This window comes from Actinosynnema pretiosum (genome assembly GCF_002354875.1).
GTDB lineage: Bacteria > Actinomycetota > Actinomycetes > Mycobacteriales > Pseudonocardiaceae > Actinosynnema > Actinosynnema auranticum.
In genome coordinates this window covers 3,146,402-3,165,316 of sequence record NZ_CP023445.1, presented here as the reverse complement: position 1 = coordinate 3,165,316, position 18,915 = coordinate 3,146,402, and the positions used below count along the sequence as shown (strand labels likewise).

General features: G+C 76.9%; 10 protein-coding genes. All 10 read left to right on the top strand.

Annotation, left to right across the window (positions count from 1 at the left end; genetic code table 11):
- The first annotated feature begins 4 nt into the window (after positions 1-4).
- Positions 5-673 (top strand): isochorismatase family protein, encoded by a 669-nt coding sequence (locus tag CNX65_RS13815; protein ID WP_096497771.1) that lies wholly within the window; start codon positions 5-7, stop codon positions 671-673.
- On the top strand, positions 670-903 hold the full coding sequence (locus tag CNX65_RS13810) for a phosphopantetheine-binding protein (protein ID WP_096493185.1): 234 nt from the start codon (positions 670-672) through the stop codon (positions 901-903). The genes CNX65_RS13815 and CNX65_RS13810 overlap by 4 nt, the downstream gene beginning before the upstream one ends.
- Complete coding sequence (locus CNX65_RS13805; protein WP_096493183.1) at positions 900-1,817, top strand: siderophore-interacting protein; 918 nt, start codon at positions 900-902, stop codon at positions 1,815-1,817. The genes CNX65_RS13810 and CNX65_RS13805 overlap by 4 nt, the downstream gene beginning before the upstream one ends.
- A gap of 64 nt (positions 1,818-1,881) precedes the next feature.
- Positions 1,882-2,904, top strand: a complete 1,023-nt coding sequence (locus CNX65_RS13800) for an ABC transporter substrate-binding protein (protein ID WP_096493181.1) — start codon at positions 1,882-1,884, stop codon at positions 2,902-2,904.
- Entirely contained in the window at positions 2,901-3,899 is a 999-nt protein-coding gene (locus CNX65_RS13795) for a FecCD family ABC transporter permease (protein ID WP_096493179.1), read from the top strand. The genes CNX65_RS13800 and CNX65_RS13795 overlap by 4 nt, the downstream gene beginning before the upstream one ends.
- Complete coding sequence (locus CNX65_RS13790; protein ID WP_177154382.1) at positions 3,896-4,912, top strand: FecCD family ABC transporter permease; 1,017 nt, start codon at positions 3,896-3,898, stop codon at positions 4,910-4,912. Before CNX65_RS13795 ends, CNX65_RS13790 begins: the two co-directional genes overlap by 4 nt.
- Positions 4,909-5,694: an ABC transporter ATP-binding protein gene (locus tag CNX65_RS13785; RefSeq protein ID WP_096493177.1), complete on the top strand. Its 786-nt coding sequence runs from the start codon at positions 4,909-4,911 to the stop codon at positions 5,692-5,694. The genes CNX65_RS13790 and CNX65_RS13785 overlap by 4 nt, the downstream gene beginning before the upstream one ends.
- Before the next feature lie 62 nt (positions 5,695-5,756).
- Positions 5,757-16,010: a non-ribosomal peptide synthetase gene (locus tag CNX65_RS13780; protein WP_096493175.1), complete on the top strand. Its 10,254-nt coding sequence runs from the start codon at positions 5,757-5,759 to the stop codon at positions 16,008-16,010.
- Positions 16,007-17,410: an MDR family MFS transporter gene (locus tag CNX65_RS13775; protein WP_096493173.1), complete on the top strand. Its 1,404-nt coding sequence runs from the start codon at positions 16,007-16,009 to the stop codon at positions 17,408-17,410. The genes CNX65_RS13780 and CNX65_RS13775 overlap by 4 nt, the downstream gene beginning before the upstream one ends.
- The gene (locus tag CNX65_RS13770; protein ID WP_096493171.1) at positions 17,403-18,458 is read left to right on the top strand and encodes a 3-deoxy-7-phosphoheptulonate synthase; all 1,056 of its coding nucleotides are present in this window, start codon (positions 17,403-17,405) and stop codon (positions 18,456-18,458) included. Before CNX65_RS13775 ends, CNX65_RS13770 begins: the two co-directional genes overlap by 8 nt.
- Positions 18,459-18,915 lie beyond the last annotated feature (457 nt).

Sequence of the window (18,915 nt, the reverse complement as noted above, 5' to 3'; positions counted from 1 at the left end):
GGCGTTGTCGTTGCCGAGGATCGAGCCGTACGCGCTGCCGACGGCGGCCGAGCTGCCCGAGGGCCGGGTCGCCTGGACGCCGGACCCGGCGCGCGCCGCGCTGCTGGTGCACGACGCGCAGCGCTACTTCCTGGCGCCGTACGCGGGCGCCCCGGTTCCGGAGATGGTCGCGAACATCGCGGCGCTGGTCGCGGCGGCCCGCGAGGTGGGCGCGCCGGTGTTCTACACCGCGCAGCCCGGCCGCCAGGCGGATCAGGACCGCGGGCTGCTGACCGAGTTCTGGGGCGCGGGCATCGGCGCGGTGATCGACGCCGACCCGTCGGCCGCCGACGTGGTGCCGGAGCTGGCGCCCCGCGAGGGCGACGAGGTGCTGGTGAAGTGGCGCTACAGCGCGTTCCAGCGCAGCGCCTTCGCCGACCGGCTGGCGGAGCTGGGCCGTGACCAGCTGCTGATCACCGGCGTGTACGCGCACATCGGCTGCCAGGCCACCGCGGTGGAGGCGTTCATGCGCGACGTGCGGCCGTTCCTGGTGTGCGACGCGGTCGCGGACTTCTCCCGCGAGCGGCACGACCAGGCCTGCGAGTACGTCGCGCAGCGGTGCGGCGTCGTGACCACCACGGCCGACGCGCTGACCGCGCTGTCGGCCCCGATTCCCGCTGGAGCGCAGGGATGAGCGAGCAGTCGTTGACCGCCGAGCGGGTGCGCGCGGACGTGGCCGAGGTGCTGGGCGTGGCGCCCGAGGAGCTGGCCGGGGACGCCGACCTGCTGGACCTGGGCCTGGACTCGGTGCGGGTCATGGGGTTGGTGGAGCGCTGGCGCGCCGCAGGCGCCGAGGTGGAGTTCCCGGACCTGGCCGAGCAGCCGGAGCTGGCGCACTGGACGGCGCTGGTGGTGGGCTCGTGAGCGGGGCGGCTGGCCGTCCGCGCCGGGTCGACCACCGGGGCAGGCACCACGAGCGGATCGCCGAGGTGCGCGCCGGGCAGGCCGGTGGGGCGGAGAAGGTCGGCTACCCGATCCGGGTGCGCGCGGCCGAGGTGGTGCGCACCGCGCCGCTGGGGTCCGGGCTGATCCGGGTCACGCTCGGCGGGCCGGGCACCGAGGGCTTCGAGGCGCACTCGCCCGACGAGCACGTGAAGCTGATCTTCCCGGACGAGCGCGGGGAGCTGCGGCTGCCCGAGCCGAACGGGGACGTGCTGCGCTGGCCCAGGCCCGCGCCGGTCTCGCGCGAGTACACGGTGCGGCGCTACGACCCGGTCAGCGGCGAGCTGGACGTCGACGTGGCGCTGCACGCGGGCGGCCTGGGCTCGGACTGGGCGCAGGCGGCGAAGCCGGGTGACGTGGTGCACGTGGCCGGTCCGCCCGGCGGGCTGATCGTGCCGCACGACTACGACCGGTACCTGCTGGCCGGGGACATCACCGCGCTGCCCGCGATCGCCCGGTGGCTGGAGGAGCTGCCGCGCACGGCGGCGGGCTGGGCGTTCATCGAGGTCGCGGACGCGGGTGAGGAGATCGAGCTGTCCGCGCCGGAGGACGTGCGGGTGCACTGGCTGCACCGGGGCGACGTCCCGCCGGGGAGCAGCGACGTGCTGGAGCGCGCGGTGCGCACCGTCGCCAGGCCCGAGGGCGCGCGGTTGTACGCGTGGATCGCGGGCGAGGCCGGGGTGATCAAGCCGTTGCGCCGCTGGGTGCGCGAGGAACTGGGGTTGTCCAAGGAGGACCACGACATCACCGGCTACTGGAAGCGCGGCGTCGCGGACTTCGACGAGGACGACGAGCACCCGGAGCACGGGCACCAGGGGCACGAGCACGACCACTGAGACGGGCCCGCCTCGTGAGCGGGCCGAGCAAGGCCGACGCCGCAACCGAATGAGGAAAACAACGATGTCCACCACTGCCAGGTCCCCCCGCGTCGCGGGCGCGCTGCTGCTCTCGCTGGCCCTCGCGGTCGGCTGCTCGTCCGGCACGTCCGGCGAGGGCGCGGGCGGCGACGCGCAGTCCACCGCCGACGCGAACCAGACGCGCGTGGTGACCGCCGACAACGGCGAGATCACCGTCCCGGCCTCCCCCCAGCGCGTCATCGCGACCGGGTACGCGGTCCCCGCGCTGCTGGAGGCCGACGCGCCGCTGGTGGGGATCTCCGCCTGGTCGCGCGGCGTCCCGATGATGGACGCCGACGACCGGAAGAAGTACGAGGAGCTGCCGAAGGTCGCGGGCGAGGCCGCCTCGGAGACCAACTACGAGGCGATCGCCGAGGCCGAGCCGGACCTGATCGTGATCGGCGTGCCCAAGCCGGTGCTGGCCGACATCGACCTCAAGCGGCTGGAGTCGATCGCGCCGGTGGTCGCGATCGGGCCGTCGGTGCCGTCGATGTGGCGGGACCTCTCGCGCAAGCAGGCCGACGCGGCGGGCGCGGTCGAGAAGTTCGACGCGGTCAAGGCGGAGTACGAGAAGCAGGCCGCCGACCTGGCCGCGAAGTACAAGGACGTGCTGCCGAGCCTGAAGCTGGCGCACGTGGGCGCGTACGGCGAGGTCGCCAAGGGCAACTTCCAGCGCGAGTTCGACGGCTCCTGGGGCACCAACATCGCCCAGGACCTCGGCGCGAGCTACTACGGCGAGGTCAAGGTCAAGGGCGGCGGCTCGCGCGACGTCAGCGAGTACCCGTCGATCGAGGAGCTGCCCGCCGCGTTCGCCGAGGCCGAGGCGATCACCTACTCGGTGAAGGCCGACGGCTCGGTGCCTGCCCCGGTGCAGTACGTCATGGACTCGCCGCTGTGGAAGGAGCTTCCCGCCGTGAAGGCGGGCAAGACCTTCCCGCTGCGCTACACCGAGGCCGCGACCTACGAGGCCGCGAAGCTGACGCTCAAGGCCGCGGACGAGGCGTTCGCGCCGCTGCTGGCCAAGTGAGCCGTGCGACGCGGGCGGCGGCCGGGGCGCGGGTCGCGCTCCTGGCCGCCGCCGTCGTGCTGCTGGTGGTGGCCGCCGTGGTGAGCCTGGGGGTGGGGGCGCGCTCGATCGCCCCCGGTGACGTGGTGCGGGTGCTGCTGTCCCCGGACGGCTCGCCCGACGCGATGATCGTGTGGGACGTGCGCGCGCCGCGCGCGGTGCTGGCGGTGGCCGCCGGTGCGGCGCTGGCGGTGGCGGGCGCGCTGGTGCAGGCGCTGTCGCGCAACCCGCTGGCGGAGCCCGGTGTGCTGGGCGTGACGGCGGGGGCCGGGTTCGCGATCACCGTCGGTTCGGCGCTGGGGCTCGCGGGCGCGGCCGGTGAGCTGGCGCTGTCGGTGCTGGGGGCCGTGCTGGCCGCGCTGCTGGTGTACGCGGTCGGCCGGACCTCGCCGCTGCGGCTGGTGCTGACCGGGGTGGCGCTGACCTCCGTGCTGTCCGGCGTGGGCCTGGGGCTTCGGCTGCTGGTGCCGGAGGTGTTCGACCAGTACCGGTTCTGGGCGGTGGGGTCGCTGGCCGGGCGCGAGCAGGCGCCGACGACGGTGCCGCTGCTGGCGATCGTGGTGGCCCTGGTGGGCGCGCTGGTGCTGAGCAGGCAGCTCAACGCGGTGGCGCTGGGCGAGGGCGTGGCGCGGGCGCTGGGGGCGAACGTGGCGCGGGTTCGGGTGGGGGCGCTGGTGCTGGTGACCGTGCTGGCGGGGGCGGCGACGGCGGTGGCCGGGCCGATCCTGTTCGTGGGGTTGATCGTGCCGCACCTGGCGCGGCGCGCGGCGGGGGCCTCGGCGCCGTGGCTGGTGGGGTACGCGCTGGTGCTCGGTCCGGTGCTGCTGCTGGTGGCGGACACCGCTTCCCGCGTGCTGCTGCCGACCGGCGAGGTGCCGGTGGCGATCGTGACCGCGTTCCTCGGCGGGCCGGTGCTGGCCTGGGCGGTCCGCAAGTACGGGGCGGCGGAGCTGTGACGGGCGCGGTCGTGGTGCGCGCGGGCCGGTTCACCGCCCGCGTGGAGCGGCGCGTGCTGGTGCTGACCGGCTGCGTGGTGGTGCTGATCCTGGGGCTCGGGCTGCTGGGGCTGTGCTACGGGGCGTCGTGGGCCTCGCCGGCCAAGGTGCTCTCCGCGCTGACCGGGAACGGCGGGGTGGTGATCCGCGAGTGGCGGGCGCCGCGCGTGGCCGCCGGGCTGGTGTTCGGTGTGGCGCTGGGGCTGGCGGGCGCGGTGTTCCAGAACCTGACCCGCAACCCGATGGGCAGCCCGGACGTGATCGGGCTGGACGCGGGCGCCTACACCGGCGCGCTGATCGCGATCACCGTGCTCGCGGGCACGCCCGGTCAGCTGGCGCTCAGCTCGGTGCTCGGCGGGGCGGTGGCCGCCGCGGCGGTGTACCTGCTGTCGCTGGGCGGCGGGCTGTCCGGGTTGCGGCTGGTGGTCATCGGCATCGCGGTGAACGCGGTGCTGACGGCGCTGAACTCGTGGATCGTGCTGCGCGCGGAGCTGGAGGTGGCGATCGCCGCCGTCGGCTGGAGCGCCGGTTCGCTCAACGGGGTCGGCTGGGAGGACCTGGGCATCCCGTTCGCGGTGATCGTGGTGCTGCTGGGGTGGTTGGCGGTCCGCTCGCGGGACGTCGGCCAGGCCGGGCTCGGCCCGGAGCTGGCGGTCACCACCGGGGTCCGGCTGGAGCGGCTGCGGTTGGAGCTGGTGGTGGTCGGCGTCGGCCTGACCTCGACGGTGACCGCCGTCGCCGGGCCGGTGGCGTTCATCGCGCTGGCCGCGCCGCAGATCGGGCGCAGGCTGGCCCGCTCCCCCGGCATCCCGCTGCTGCCCGCCGCGCTGACCGGCGCGGTGCTGCTGCAGGGGGCCGACCTGGTGGCGCAAATGCTGCTGGCCCCCGTCTCGCTGCCGGTGGGCGTGGTCAGCACGGCCATCGGCGGCTGCTACCTGATCTGGCTGCTCACCAAGGAGGTGCGGCGGTCGTGACCGCGCGCTTGACCGCCAGGGACGTGACCCTGCGCTACGGGGAGCGGGTCGTGTCGACCCGGCTCGCCCTGGACGTGCCGGACGGGGCGTTCACCGCCGTCGTCGGGCCCAACGCCTGCGGGAAGTCGACGCTGCTGCGCGCGTTCGCGCGGCTGCTCAAGGCCTCCGGCGGGGAGGTGGCGTTCGACGGCAGGTCCGTGGGCGACTACCCGACGAAGGCGCTGGCCCGCTCGCTCGGGTTCCTGCCGCAGGAACCCGTCGCCCCGGAGGACATCCGGGTGCGGCAGCTGGTGGCGCGCGGGCGGTTCCCGCACCAGTCGCTGCTGTCGGCCTGGTCGGAGCAGGACGAGGCCGCCGTCGCGCGGGCCGTGGAGGCGGCCGGGGTGGCGGAGCTGGTGGACCGGCCGGTGCGGGAGCTGTCCGGTGGGCAGCGGCAGCGGGTGTGGGTGGCCGTGGTGCTGGCCCAGGACACGCCGTACCTGCTGCTGGACGAGCCGACGTCCTTTTTGGACCTGACCCACCAGTACCAGTTGTTGGAGCTGCTGGCGGGGTTGCGCGACGGGGGGCGGACCGTGATCGCGGTGCTGCACGACGTCAACCAGGCCTGCCGGTACGCCGACCACCTCGTGGCGATGCGCGACGGTCGGGTGGTCGCCGAGGGCGCGCCGTCCGCGATCGTGGACGCCGCGCTGGTGCGGGAGGTGTTCGACCTGCCGAGCGTGGTGGTGCCGGACCCGGTGACCGGAACGCCGATGGTCGTGCCGGACCTCAGAGCGGGCTGATCCCCCTCCCGTTCCCGAACCACCACCGTCCCCACCGCGCCCAACGAGAACGGGAGCCCGTGTTGAGCACTGCCCGAGTCCAGTCCGCACAGGAGAGCACCGAGCTGCTGGAGCTGACCGGCGCGCAGCTGGGCGTGTTCAACGCCCAGCGCCTGGAACCGGACTCGCCGCACTACGTGGTGGGCGACGTGGTGGAGGTGCGCGGCGGCGGCCCGGTGGACGCCGGGCTGCTGGCGCGCGCCGTGCGGGCGACGACGGACGAGGCGGAGTCGTTGCGGCTGCGGGTGTTCGACACCCCGGACGGGCCGCGCCAGGTGGTGTCGGCCGAGCCTGCGCCGCTGCCGCCGGTGGTCGACCTGTCCGGTGAGGCGGACCCGGTGGCGGCGGCGCACGCGCTGGTGGAGGCCGAGCGGGCGCGCACCGCCGAGCACTGCCGGGGCATGGTGGACCGGGCGCTGTGCTCGCGCGTGGTGATCCGGTTGTCGGACGAGGAGGTCTGGTACACCCAGCTCGGGCACCACCTGGTGTTCGACGGGTACACGGCGGCGATGCTGGCCCGCCGCACCGCCGCGCACTACACGGCGCTGGTGCGCGGGACGGCGGCGCCGAAGTGCCCGTTCGGCCGGTTCGCCGAGCTGGTGGCGGCCGACCTGGCGTACCGGTCGAGCCCGCGGGCGGAGGTGGACCGGGCCTACTGGGTGGAGCGGTTCACGCCGCTGCCGGAGCTGGGAACCCTCGCCGAGCCGGGGGTTTCCGGCGCGCCGACGCGGACGGTGACCGCGCGGGCCGTGCTGCCCGCGTCGGCGGTGGCGCGGCTCAAGGAGGTCGCGGAGGGCTGCTCGGCGGAGGCGGGCGGCGCGACCTGGGGCGACGCGCTGATCGCCTGCTACGCGGCGTACCTGCACCGGGTGCTGGGGCAGGGCGAGGTGGTGTTCGCGCTGCCGCTGATGTGCCGCACCGGGAGCGCGGCGCTGCGCACCCCGGCGATGGCGGTCAACGTGCTGCCGCTGCGGGTCCCCGTGCGGGGTGGGGACCGGCTGGGCGAGCTGACCGGGCGGGTCGCGGCGCTGATGCGCGAGGTGCGGGCGCACCAGCGGTACCGGGGCGAGGACCTGCCGCGCGACCTGGCCGCGCCGGGGGCGGGCGCGCTGCTGCACGGGCGCGGGGTGAACCTGAAGGCGTTCGACCTGAAGCTGGACTTCGCGGGCGCGGCCGGGACGATGCGCAACGTGGCGGGCGGTCCGCCGGAGGACATGGGGCTCAGCGTGCTGCCGACCGGGGACGGCGGGCTGCTGCTGGGGTTCGAGGTGGACGGGCGCACCCACGACCAGGCCGCGGTGGACCGCAGGCTGGCCGGGTTCACCGCGCTGGTGGCCGGGCTGTGCGCGGTGGACGCGCCGCCGGTGGCGCGGGTGGACCTGATCGGCGGGCAGGAGCGGGAGGAGCTGCTGGCGCGCTGGGCGAGCCCCGCGCTGCCCGGCCCGGTGCTGGACGTGCCGGAACTGCTGGCCGGGCTGGACGCGGACGCGATCGCGTTGGCGCACAACGGGGTCTCGCTGTCCGGGGCCGAGCTGTCCGGGTGGGCGCACCGGGTGGCGCGGGTGCTGCGGGCGCGCGGGATCGGGCCGGACGACGTGGTGGCGCTGGTCGTGCCGCGCTCGGTCGGGACGGTGGTGGGGCTGCTCGGGTCGCTGGTGGCGGGGGCGGCGTTCCTGCCGCTGGACACCGCGCACCCGCAGGCGCGGTTGCGGGAGCTGGTCGCGGGGGCGCGGATCGCGCTGGTGACGGCGGAGTTGGCGCACCTGGTGCCGGACGGGGTCGAGTCGGTGGTGCTGGACTCGGTCGAGGTGGCCGAGGAGCTGACCGGGTGCTCGCGGGAGCCGTTGGCGGAGCACGAGTTGGCGGCCCCGCGCCACCCGGAGCACCTGGCCTACGTGCTGCACACCTCCGGGTCGACCGGGAAGCCCAAGGGGGTGCTGGTGCGCCGGGGCGGGTTGGCCGCGCTGCTGCACCACCACCGGGGGATCACCGCGCCTTCGGCGGAGCGGGCGGCCGGGCGGCGGTTGCGGGTGGCGCACACCTACTCGTTCGCGTTCGACTCGGCGCTCGACCAGCTGGCGTGGTTGCTGTGCGGGCACGAGCTGCGGTTGTACGACGCCGAGGTGGCGCGGGACGCGGACGCGCTGCTGGCGGCGGTGCGGCGGGACCGGGTCGACGTGGTCGACACGACCCCGTCGCTGGCCGCGCCGCTGGTGGCGGCCGGGTTGCTGGAGGGCGATCCGGGGGAGGGCGGGCACCGGCCCGCGCTGCTGGTGCTGGGCGGCGAGGCCACGCCGCCCGCGCTGTGGCGGCGGGTGGTGGCGTCGGGCGTGGCCGCGCGCAACGCCTACGGGCCGACCGAGTCCACTGTGGACGCCACGGTGGCGGTGCTGTCCGGGGACGACCCGGTGATCGGGCACCCGGTGTCGGGGACGCGGGTCTACCTGCTGGACGGGGCGCTGCGGCCGGTCCCGGAGGGCGTGGCCGGTGAGCTGCACCTGGCGGGACCGCAGCTGGCGCGCGGGTACCTCGGGCAGCCGGGGGCGACGGCGGAGCGGTTCGTGGCCGACCCGTTCGGCGCGCCGGGCGAGCGGATGTACCGGACCGGCGACCTGGCCCGGTGGACGGCGCGGGGGCTGGAGTACCTGGGGCGGCGGGACGGCCAGGTGAAGGTGCGCGGGCACCGGGTCGAGGTCGGCGAGGTGGAGGCGGCGCTGGGGGCGCTGCCGGGGGTGGCCGCGGCGGCGGCGGACGTGCGCGCGGACGGCGGTCCGGCGCGGCTGGTCGGGTACGTGGTGCCCGAGGCGGGCGCGGTGGTGACGGCGGAGTCGGTGCGGGACGCGCTGGCCGCCGACCTGCCGGACCACCTGGTGCCGTCGGCGGTGGTGCTGCTGGAGGCGCTGCCGGTGACGGTGAACGGCAAGCTGGACCGGGCCGCGCTGCCCGCGCCCCGCGTCACCGGCGGCGGGCGGGCCGCGCGCACCGAGGCGGAGCGGCTGCTGTGCGCCGCGGTCGCCGAGGCGGTCGGGGCCGCGTCGGTCGGCGTGGACGACGACTTCTTCGCGCTGGGCGGGGACAGCATCACCGCGATCGGGGTGAGCGCCGCGCTGCGCGCGCACGGCCTCGAGCTGCGGCCCCGCGACCTGCTGGGCAGGCGGGACCTGGCGGCGCTGGCGGCGTCGGCGCGGCCGGTGGGCGAGGTGGCGGCGGTGGCCGACGAGCCGACCGGGCCGGTGCCCGCTCCGCCGATCGCGCGCGCCCTGCTGGACGCCAACGCGCCGGAGGACGTCGCCGGGTACGCGCAGTGGAGCGCGCCGCACGTGTCCGATGTGGACGGTGCGCGGCTGGTCGCCGGGGTCCGGGTGGTGCTGGACCACCACGACGCGCTGCGGCTGATCGCGACGCCCGCCGGGCTGGTGGTCCGGCCGCGCGGGGCGGTGGCGGCGGAGACCGCGGTGCGCGAGTGGCCCGCCGGGGCGTCGGCGGCCGAGGTCGCGGCGCTGCTGGCGGGTGAGCTGGACCCGAGCGCCGGCGAGCTGGTGCGGGTGGCGCTGGGCGACGGCGTGCTGGTCGTCGTGCTGCACCACCTGGTGGTCGACGGGGTCTCGTGGCGGGTGCTGCTGCCCGACCTGCGGGCCGCGTGCGCCGGGCGGGAGCTGCCGCCCGTGGGGTCGTCCTGGCGGCGGCACGCGCTGGCGCTGGCCGAGCAGGGGGCGACCGGGGCGCGGCGGGACGAGCTGCCGCACTGGCGGGCCGTGCGCGGCGCCGGGTTCCGGCTCGGCGCGCGGGACCTGACCGGCGCGGACACCGCGTCCACCGCCGCGGTCACGACCACCACCGCCCCGGCGGAAATCGCCGGGCCGCTGCTGACCGACCTGACCGCCGCCTACCGGGCAGGCGCGGACGAGGTGCTGATCGCCGCGCTCGTGCTGGCGCTGCGGGTGTGGCGCGGGGCCGACGACGCGGTCCCGGTCAGCACCGAGGGCCACGGCCGGGAGCTCCCCGGAGCCGACCTGTCGCGCACGGTCGGCTGGTTCACCAGCGAGTACCCGGTGCTGGCTCCCGCAGGCGCCGTCCGGTCGGCCGAGGCGCTGGCCGACGCGCTCGCCGGTGGTGACGCGGCGGGCGCGCTGGTGCGGGCGGTCAAGGAGGCCAAGCGGGCGACGCCCGACCACGGCGTCGGGTACGGCGTGCTGCGGCACCTGGACCCGGTCGCCGCCGGGGAGCTGGCCGGTCCCCCGCCGCAGCTGCTGCTCAACCACCTCGGCCGGTTCGCGCCGCTGCCCGGCGACGGCTGGCGCCTGCCCGAGCGGGACGCGTTCCACGTCGTCGAGCCGGGTGGCAAGAAGCTGGAGCAGGTGCTGGCGCTGAACAGCTTCGTGCACGCGGACGGCGCGCTCGCCGTCGAGTGGACCGCCGCGGGCGGGGTCCTGGACGCGGACGCGGTGTCCGGGCTCCAGGCGGCGTGGACGCGGGCGCTGGAGGCGCTCGCCGCGCACGCCGCGCGGATCGGGCCGGGCGGTGGCGCGCTCACCCCGTCCGACGTGCCGCTCGTCGGGCTGGACGCGGACGAGCTGGCCGCCGTCGAGCGGGACGGGCGCGCGGTGGACGTGCTGCCCGCGACGCCGCTCCAGGTCGGCCTGGCGTTCCACACGATGGTGCGGGCCGACGACGAGGCCGACGTGTACGTGGTGCAGGCCGTGACGCACCTGGCGGGCGCGCTGGACGCGGACCGGTTGCGCGAGGCCGCCGCCGAGCTGCTGCGGCGCACCCCGGCGCTGCGGGTGCGCCTGCACACCTGCGCGTCCGGCGAGGTCGTGCAGGTCGTGCCCGCCGCCGTGCGCCTGGACTGGCGGCGGGAGGGCGGGGAGGCGTTCGAGCGGGCCTGCCGGGAGGAGCTGGCCCGGCCGTTCCACCCGGACCGGGCGCCGCTGATCCGGTTCCTGCTGTGCTCGCTGTCCGAGGACGAGCACCGGTTGGTGATCACCAACCACCACGCGCTGCTCGACGGCTGGTCCATGCCGCTGGTGGGCCGCTCGCTGCTGGCGCTGTACGCCGAGCTCGGGGGTGGGCCGAGGGTTCCGGCCGCCCCGCCGCTCGGGGAGTTCCACCGCTGGCTGGCCGGTCGCGACCGGGACGCCGCGCGGGCCGCGTGGGGCGCGGAGCTGGCCGGGGTGGACGAGGGCACCCGGCTCGCCCCCGCGGGCGCCGGAACCGGCGCGGTCAGGCCGGAGCGGGTCTCGTTCGGGCTGGGCCAGGAGTTCAGCGCCCGGCTGACCGCCTTCGCGCGCGCCCAGGGCGTCACCACCGCGACGGTGTTCCAGGCCGCCTGGGGCCTGCTGCTGGGCACGGTCACCGGCCGCCGGGACGTGCTGTTCGGCTGCCCGGTGTCCGGCAGGCCCGCCGAGGTCGACGGGGTCGCCACCGCGGTCGGGCAGCTCGGCGGCACGATCCCGGTGCGGGTGCGCTTCTCCCCCGCCGACACCGGGGCCGGGCTGCTGGCGCGGGTGCACGAGCACGGCGCTGCGCTGGTGGAGCACCACCACGTCGGCCTGCCGGAGCTCCAGCGCGCGGCCGGGGTGGGCGAGCTGTTCGACACCATGCTGGTGGTGGAGAACTTCCCGCTCTCCAACCGGGACCGCACCACCCTCGCGCCGGGTCTGGACCTGGTCGGGGTGGACATCACCGACGCCACGCACTACCCGCTGACCGTCGTGGTGATCCCCGGAGCGGAGATCACCGTGGGGCTGGGCTACCAGGCGCGCGCGTTCGACGCGGACACCGTGCGCGGGTACGGCCGGTGGCTGCTGCGGGTGCTGGAAGGGCTGGTCGACGGGCCGGATCTCCCCCTGGGGCGCTTGGCCGTCCTGCCGGACGAGGAGCGGGAGGCCGTGCTGCGCCTGGGGGTGGGCGCGGAGCCCTCGCGCGAGCGGGCCGGGTGCCTGGAGGAGTTCGGGCGGTGGGTGCGGCGCGAGCCGGGCGCGGAGGCGGTGGTGTGCCGGGCGCGCTCGCTGAGCTACGCCGAGCTGGACCGGCGGGCGAACCGGGTGGCGAACGCGCTGATCGCGGCCGGGGTGAAGCCGCAGGACAGCGTGGCGGTGCTGCTGCCGCGCGACGTGGACCTGGTGGTGGCGCTGCTCGCGGCGTTCAAGGCGGGCGCGGTGCACGTGCCGATGGACCCCGGCTACCCGCGCGAGCGGCTGGCCGTGATGTGCGCGGAGGTCGCCCCCGCGGCGGTGCTCACCACCGCCGACGTGCGGGCCGCCGGGCTGCCGGTGGACGCGCCCGCGCTGCTGCTGGACGAGTCCGGGGTGGACGGACCGGCGGAGTGGGACGCGGACCCGGTGGCGGCGCGCGCCGGCTTCCACGAGGACTGGTTGGCGTACGTCATCTTCACCTCCGGCACCACCGGGCGCCCCAAGGCGGTCGGGGTGCCGCACCGGGGCGTGCCGAGCCTGCTGACCCTGCAGGAGGACGTCGTCGGGGTCACCGAGCGCGACCGGTACCTGCACTTCGCGTCCACCAGCTTCGACGTGGCGTTCTGGCAGTTCATGGTGCCGCTGCTGTCCGGCGGCACGTCGGTGATCGCGCCGGAGGAGGTGCGGGTGCCCGGTGACGAGCTGCTGGAGTACGTGCGGGCGCACCGGGTGACCGGGGTGAACCTGCTGCCGTCGTTCCTGGCCGCGATGCCGGACGACGCCGCGGTCGACCCGGACGTGTTCTTCGTGGTGGGCGCGGAGCGGCTGGACCCGGAGCTGGCGCGGCGGTGGGGCGGTCGGCGGGCGCTGTTCAACGCGTACGGGCCGACCGAGGTCACGGTGAACTCGGTGACCTGGCGGTACTCCCCCGACGACCCCGGTCCGCTGCCGATCGGGCGGCCGGACCCGCAGGTGCGGGCGTACGTGCTGGACGGGGCGCTGCGCCCGGTCGGCGTCGGCGTGGTCGGCGAGCTGTACCTGGCGGGCCCGAAGCTGGCGCGCGGGTACCTGAACCGGCCGGGGCTCACGGCGGGCGCGTTCGTCGCGGACCCGTTCGGGCCGCCCGGCGAGCGGATGTACCGGACCGGTGACCTGGTGCGGTGGCGGCCGGACGGGAACCTGGTGTTCCTGGGCCGGGTCGACCACCAGGTGAAGGTGCGCGGGTTCCGGATCGAGCTGGCCGAGGTGGAGACCGCGCTGACCCGGCAGGACGGGGTGCGGGCCTGCGCAGTGGTCGCGCGCGGGAACCGGTTGGTCGGGTACGTGATCCCGGTCGACGGCGTCGAGCTGGACCTGGCGGCGGTGCGGGCGGCGCTGGCGGAGGAGCTGCCGGAGCACGTGGTGCCGTCGGCGCTGGTGGTGCTGGACGCGCTGCCGCTCACGCCGGGCGGGAAGCTGGACCGGGCCGCGCTGCCGGAACCGGCGCGGGTCGCGGCCCCGTCGCGGGAGCCGGTGACGCGCGAGGAGTCCGCGCTGCTGGCGGTGGTGCGGGAGGTGCTGGGGTCCGGGGTCGGGCTGGACGACGAGTTCCTGTCGGTCGGCGGGGACAGCATCGTGACGCTGCAGGTGGTGTCGCGGGCGCGGCGGGCCGGGCTGGTGCTGTCGGCGCGGGACGTGTTCGACGGCGGCACGATCGCCGGGATCGCGGCGCGCTGCGGGCGGGAAACCGCCGCGGCGGTGGAGAAGCCGGTGGTGGGGGACGTGCCGCTGCTGCCGGTGGCGCGGGAGCTGCTGGCGCGCGCCGGGGAGCGGGCGGCCGGGTTCTGCCAGTGGACGCAGGTGTGCGTCCCGGCGGGCGCGGGCGCGGCTGGTTCCGGCGCGGCGCGGTGGGAGCGGGTGCTGGACGCGGTGCTGGAGCGGCACGACGTGCTGCGGGCGCGGCTGGTCGGGCAGGTGCTGCGGATCGCGCCGGTGGGCGGGGTGCGCGGGGCGGACGTGCTGGCGGTCGTGGCGGCCGGTGACGACCCGGATTCCGCTGTGGCACGGGAGTTGGCGCGGGTGCGGGCGGAGCTGGACCCGGTGCGCGGGCCGCTGCTGCGCGCGGTGTGGGTGGACGCCGGGCCTGGTCGGCTGGGGCGGTTGTTGCTGGTGGCGCACCACCTCGTCGTGGACGGGGTGTCGTGGCGGGTGCTGCTGGACGACGTGGCGCAGGCGTTCGCGGGCGGGGAGCTGGTGCGACAGGGGCGGTCCTACGCCGGGTGGGCGCGGGAGGTCGTCGGCTCGTCGCGGGCGGCGGAGCTGCCGCACTGGCGCGCGGTGCTGGCCGACCCGCCCGCGCCGCTGTTCCCGGAACCGCTGGACCCGGTGCGGGACACCGCGTCCACGGCCGTGCATCACGTGGTGGAGGTGGGGCCCGAGGTGACGCGGGCGGTGCTGACGGCGCTGCCCGCCGCCTACCGGACCACGCCGGACACCCTGCTGCTGACCGCGCTGGCGGACGCGGTGGCGGCCTGGCGCGGTGGGGCGCGGGACGTGCTGGTGGCGCTGGAGGGCCACGGTCGGCCGCGCGAGGCCGACCTGGCGCAGGCGGTGGGCTGGTTCACCGCCGTGCACCCGGCGCGGGTGAGCTGGCCGGACGACGACCCGGTGCGCGCGGTGAAGGCGGTCAAGGAGCACCTGGCGGCGCGCGGCGACGGGCTGGGGCACGGGCTGCTGCGGCTGGCCGGGGAGCTGCCGGGCGCGGCGGAGCCGGAGGTGGCGTTCAACTACCTCGGCCGGTTCGCCCCGCCGTCCACCGCGGAGGGCGAGTGGCAGGTTCCGCCGGGCGCCGAGCCGCTGGGGTCGGGCGGTGGGGACGACATGCCGCTGCCGCAGGCGCTGGTGGTCAACGCGATGGTGCGGCACGAGGCGCTGGCGCTGCGGCTGACCTGGCCGTCCGGGCTGCCGGGCGGGGAGCGGGTGGCCGAGCTGGGCGCGCTGCTGGTGGCGGCGCTGGGGCGGCTCGCGGACCCGGAGGTGCTGGAGCGGGCCGGGCTGACCCCGTCCGACCTGCCGCTGGTCGAGCTGGACCAGGCGGACGTGGACGCGCTGGAGGACGCGCTGCCGGTGGCCGACGTGCTGCCGCTGACGCCGCTGCAGGAGGTGGTGCTGCGCTGGTCGCGGGCCGAGGTGGCGCGCGGGGCGCACGACCCGTACACGGTGCAGGCGGCGTTCACCATCACCGGGGAGCTGGACGTGGAGGCGTTGCGGGAGGCCGGGGTCCGGTTGCTCCGGCGGCACCCGAACCTGGGCGCGGTGTTCCCGCTCGACCTGCAGGCGCAGGTGCTCCCGGCTGACCCGAGGCCGGGGTTCCGGGTGGTCGACGGGCCCGTGGAGCGGGTGCTGGCCGAGGACCTGGCGGAACCGTTCGACCTGGCGGTGGGGCCGCCGCTGCGGCTGACCGTCGTGCCCGGTGACGCGGGCGCGGTGCTGGTGCTGACCAGCCACCACGTGCTGTCCGACGGCTGGTCGGCGCCGCGCGTCCTGGGTGAGCTGTTCGCCCTGTACTCCGGGCGCGAGCTGCCCGCCCCCGTGCCGTTCGCCCGGTACCTGCGCTGGGTGGCCGACAACCCGGTCGACGAGGCGCGCTGGCGGCGGGAGCTGGCCGGGCTGGGCGAGGGCGACTACCTCGTCGGGTCGCGCCCCCGGCTGGTCGGCGCGGCCGACGCGGTGCTGCTGGACGTGCCGCCGGACACCGTCGCCGCGCTGGGGAGGGCGGCGGCCCGGCACGGGGTGACGCCGGGAACCCTGGTGCAGGGCGCGTGGGCGGCGGTGCTGGCCGCGGCGTCCGGGCGGTCCGAGGTGTGCTTCGGCACGATGGTCGCGAACCGGGCCGGTGAGGTCGACGGGGTCGAGGAGATCATCGGCCTGCTGGTCGGCACGGCCCCGGTCCGGGTCGACCTGACCGGGCCGCTCGGCGCCGCGCTGGCGCGGGCGCAGCGGCGGCAGCAGGACCTCGTCGGGCAGCAGCACGTCGGCGTCGACGCGCTGGAGGCCCTGGTGGGGCACGGGTTGTTCGACACGCTGCTGGTGTTCGAGAACTACCCGTTCGACCCGGCGGCGCTGCGCGAGCCCGCGCCGGGGCTGGAGATCACCGGCAGCCGGTTCCGGGAGCGCACGCACCACCCGCTGACCGCGACCGTGATGCCCGAGGGCGACGGGTGGCGCGGGGTGCTCGTGCCGCAGGCCGGGATCTTCGCGGACGGCGAGGTGCGCGGGATCGCGGAGCGGTTCGGGGCGGCGCTGCGCGCGATCGCGGACGCGCTGGACGGGGACGCGGCCGAGTTCGTGGCGGCGGTCGCCCGTGGCGGCGCGTCGTGACCGCCCCCGGCGCGCGGATCGACCCGCCGCTGCTGCGCACCGCGTTCGTGCTGGTGCTGGGCACGTTCATGGCCACCCTGGACGCGACGATCGTCGCGGTCGGCGTCGACCGGCTCGCCGAGGACTTCGGGGCGGGCGTCACCGAGGTGCAGTGGGTGACCACCGCCTACCTGCTGGCGGTGGTCGCCTCGGTGCCCGCGTCCGGGTGGCTGGCCGACCGGTTCGGCGGGCGGCGGGTGTGGCTGGGCGCGCTCGGGGTGTTCCTGCTCGGGTCGGCGCTGTGCGCGGTGGCCTGGTCGCTGCCGTCGCTGGTGGTGTTCCGGGTGGTGCAGGGCGTCGGCGGCGGGCTGCTGCCGCCCACCGGCCAGGCGCTGCTGGCGCGGGTGGCCGGACCCGGCCGGATCGGGCGGTTGATCAGCGTCGTCGGCGTGGTGCCGCTGCTCTCCCCCGTGCTGGGGCCGCTGGTGGGCGGGACGCTGCTGGCCGTCGCGGACTGGCCGTGGCTGTTCCTGGTGAACCTGCCGATCGGCGTGGTGGCGGCGGTGCTGGCGGTGCGGCACGTGCCGTCCGCGCCGCCGTCGGACGCGCGGGCCCGGTTCGACCTGGTGGGCGCGCTGCTGCTGGCGCCCGGCCTTGCGGTGCTGGTGCTGGGCCTGACCGGGGACGGCGGCCCCGCGGTGTCGGCGGCGGGCGTCGCGCTCGGGGTGCTGGCGCTGGTGGCGTTCACCCGGCACGGCCTGCGGGCGCGGGACGTGCCGCCGCTGGTGGACCCGAGGTTGTTCACCCGGCCGCCGTTCGGGGTCGCGGCGCTGGCGCTGCTGCTGCTGGGCGCGTCGGTGTTCGGCACGATGTTCCTGCTGCCGCTGTACCTGCAGGGCGGTGGCGGGCTCACCCCGTGGCGGACCGGTCTGCTCCTCGCCCCGCAGGGCGTCGGCGCCGCCGCCGGGTCGGTGCTGGTGAACCGGCTGGTGGACCGGACCGCGCCGCGCGTGCTGGTGCTGTCCGGGATCGGCCTGGTCGCGCTCGGCACGGTCCCGTTCACGCAGCTGCACCACGCGCCGCCGGACGCGCTGGTCGCGGGCGCGCTGCTGGTGCGCGGGGTGGGCGCGGCGCTGGTGAGCGCGCCGGTGCTGGCCACGGTGTACCGGAGCCTGCCGCCCCGCGGGCTGCCAGGGGCCGCGGGCGCGCTGAACCTGCTCAACACCGTCGGCGGCTCGCTCGGCACCGCGCTGCTCGCGGTGCTGCTCGGCGGGCGGTTGGCGGCGCGCGGCCCCGACGTGGCCGCCGCCTACGCCGACACCTTCTGGTGGGTGCTCGCGCTGGTGCTCGTCGCGGCGGCCGGCGCGACCCGGCTGCCCGCCTCCCCTCCCGTCTCCCCGAAGGACGCCAAGGATGACTGAGACCCTGACGACCGGCACGCCGGACCTGACCACCGCGCCTGCCGCGCTGGAGCCCAACCCGCCCGCGCCGTCGGACCTGATCGCGGCCCTGCCCGCGCCGGACTCGGTCGCCGGCCACCGGGCGGCGGTCGCGGACGTGCTGGCGGGCCGCGACCCCCGGCTGCTGGCGGTGGTGGGGCCGTGCTCGGTGCACGACACCGGGGCGGCGCTGGAGTACGCGGGGCTGCTGGCCGAGGCGACGGCGCGGGTGGCGGATGACGTGCTGGTGGTGCTGCGCGGGTACCTGGAGAAACCGCGCACCGTGTCCGGCTGGACCGGGCTGCTGCCCGATCCGGGCATGGACGGCGGCGGGGACGTGGCGCGCGGGGCGCGGGTCGGGCGGGAGTTCCTGGTCGCGGCGGCGCGGGTGCTGCCGGTGGCGTACGAGTTCGTCGACCCGCTGCTCGCGCCGTACGTGGCGGACGTGGTGTCGTGGGGCGCGGTCGGGGCGCGCACGGTCGCCAGCCAGCCGCACCGGCACCTGGCGTCGTCGCTGGGGATGCCGGTGGGGATGAAGAACTGCGTGTCCGGGGCGCTGGACCCGGCGGTGGCGGCGGTGCGGGCGGCCGGGCTGCCGCACGTGTTCCCCGGCGTCGGGGTGGACGGGCGGCTGTCGGTGCTGCGCGGGAGCGGGAACCCGGACGCGCACCTGGTGCTGCGCGGCGGGGTCTCGCCGAACTACGACGCGACGTCGGTGGCCGCCGCGCTGGGGGCGCTGCGGGCGGCGGGGCTGCCGGAGCGGGTGGTGGTGGACGCCTCGCACGGCAACAGCGGCAAGGACCACGACCGGCAGCCCGCGGTGGTGGCGGACCTGGCCGGGCAGGTCGCGGGCGGGAACCGGGCGCTGGTGGGGGTGATGCTGGAGTCGTACCTGGCGGACGGGGCCCAGGCGCTCGCGCCCGGCCGCGCGGTGCGGCGGGACGTGAGCGTGACGGACGCGTGCCTGTCGTGGCCCAGGACGGCGGTGCTGCTGGAGGAGCTGGCGGTGGCGGCCAGGCGGCGGCGGTGAGCTGACCGGGGACCGCGCGGTCCCGTTCGAGCCTTCGGGCGGCCGGGGGAACCGAGGCCACCCGTGCGACCACGTCCGGTCGCGCGGGTGGCCTTCGTGCTGTTCGCGGGCGCGCTCGGGGGCGCGCGGCCGTCCGGGGAGCGCTCGCGGAAGAGGGGAAAGCCGCCGCGTCGCGCTCCGGGGAACGCGCACCTTCCCGAACCTTTCCCCGGCGGTAATCCGTCCACAGCGTGGAGAAACCAAAAACCCCGATGCGACGGCCGCCCCACCCCGAACCCCCGTTCTTCGGATTGGCGAAACACCGCGCTCCGAGCGCCTTCACCGCCAAGCACCCCCGCCTACCTGCGCACGAGCGCATCGGAACGGCGGCGCGGCGCAGCTCGACCCCGCTCCGGGAGCCCGGCCGGGCGAAAAGCGTAAATGTCCGCGAAACCACAACGTCGCCACCCCGCAACCC

What these genes read in the sequence shown, in the direction of transcription:
- CNX65_RS13800 (WP_096493181.1), top strand. Translation starts at nt 1,882, where the DNA reads ATGTCCACCACTGCCAGGTCCCCCCGCGTCGCGGGCGCGCTGCTGCTC.
- CNX65_RS13770 (WP_096493171.1), top strand. Translation starts at nt 17,403, where the DNA reads ATGACTGAGACCCTGACGACCGGCACGCCGGACCTGACCACCGCGCCT.
- CNX65_RS13810 (WP_096493185.1), top strand. Translation starts at nt 670, where the DNA reads ATGAGCGAGCAGTCGTTGACCGCCGAGCGGGTGCGCGCGGACGTGGCC.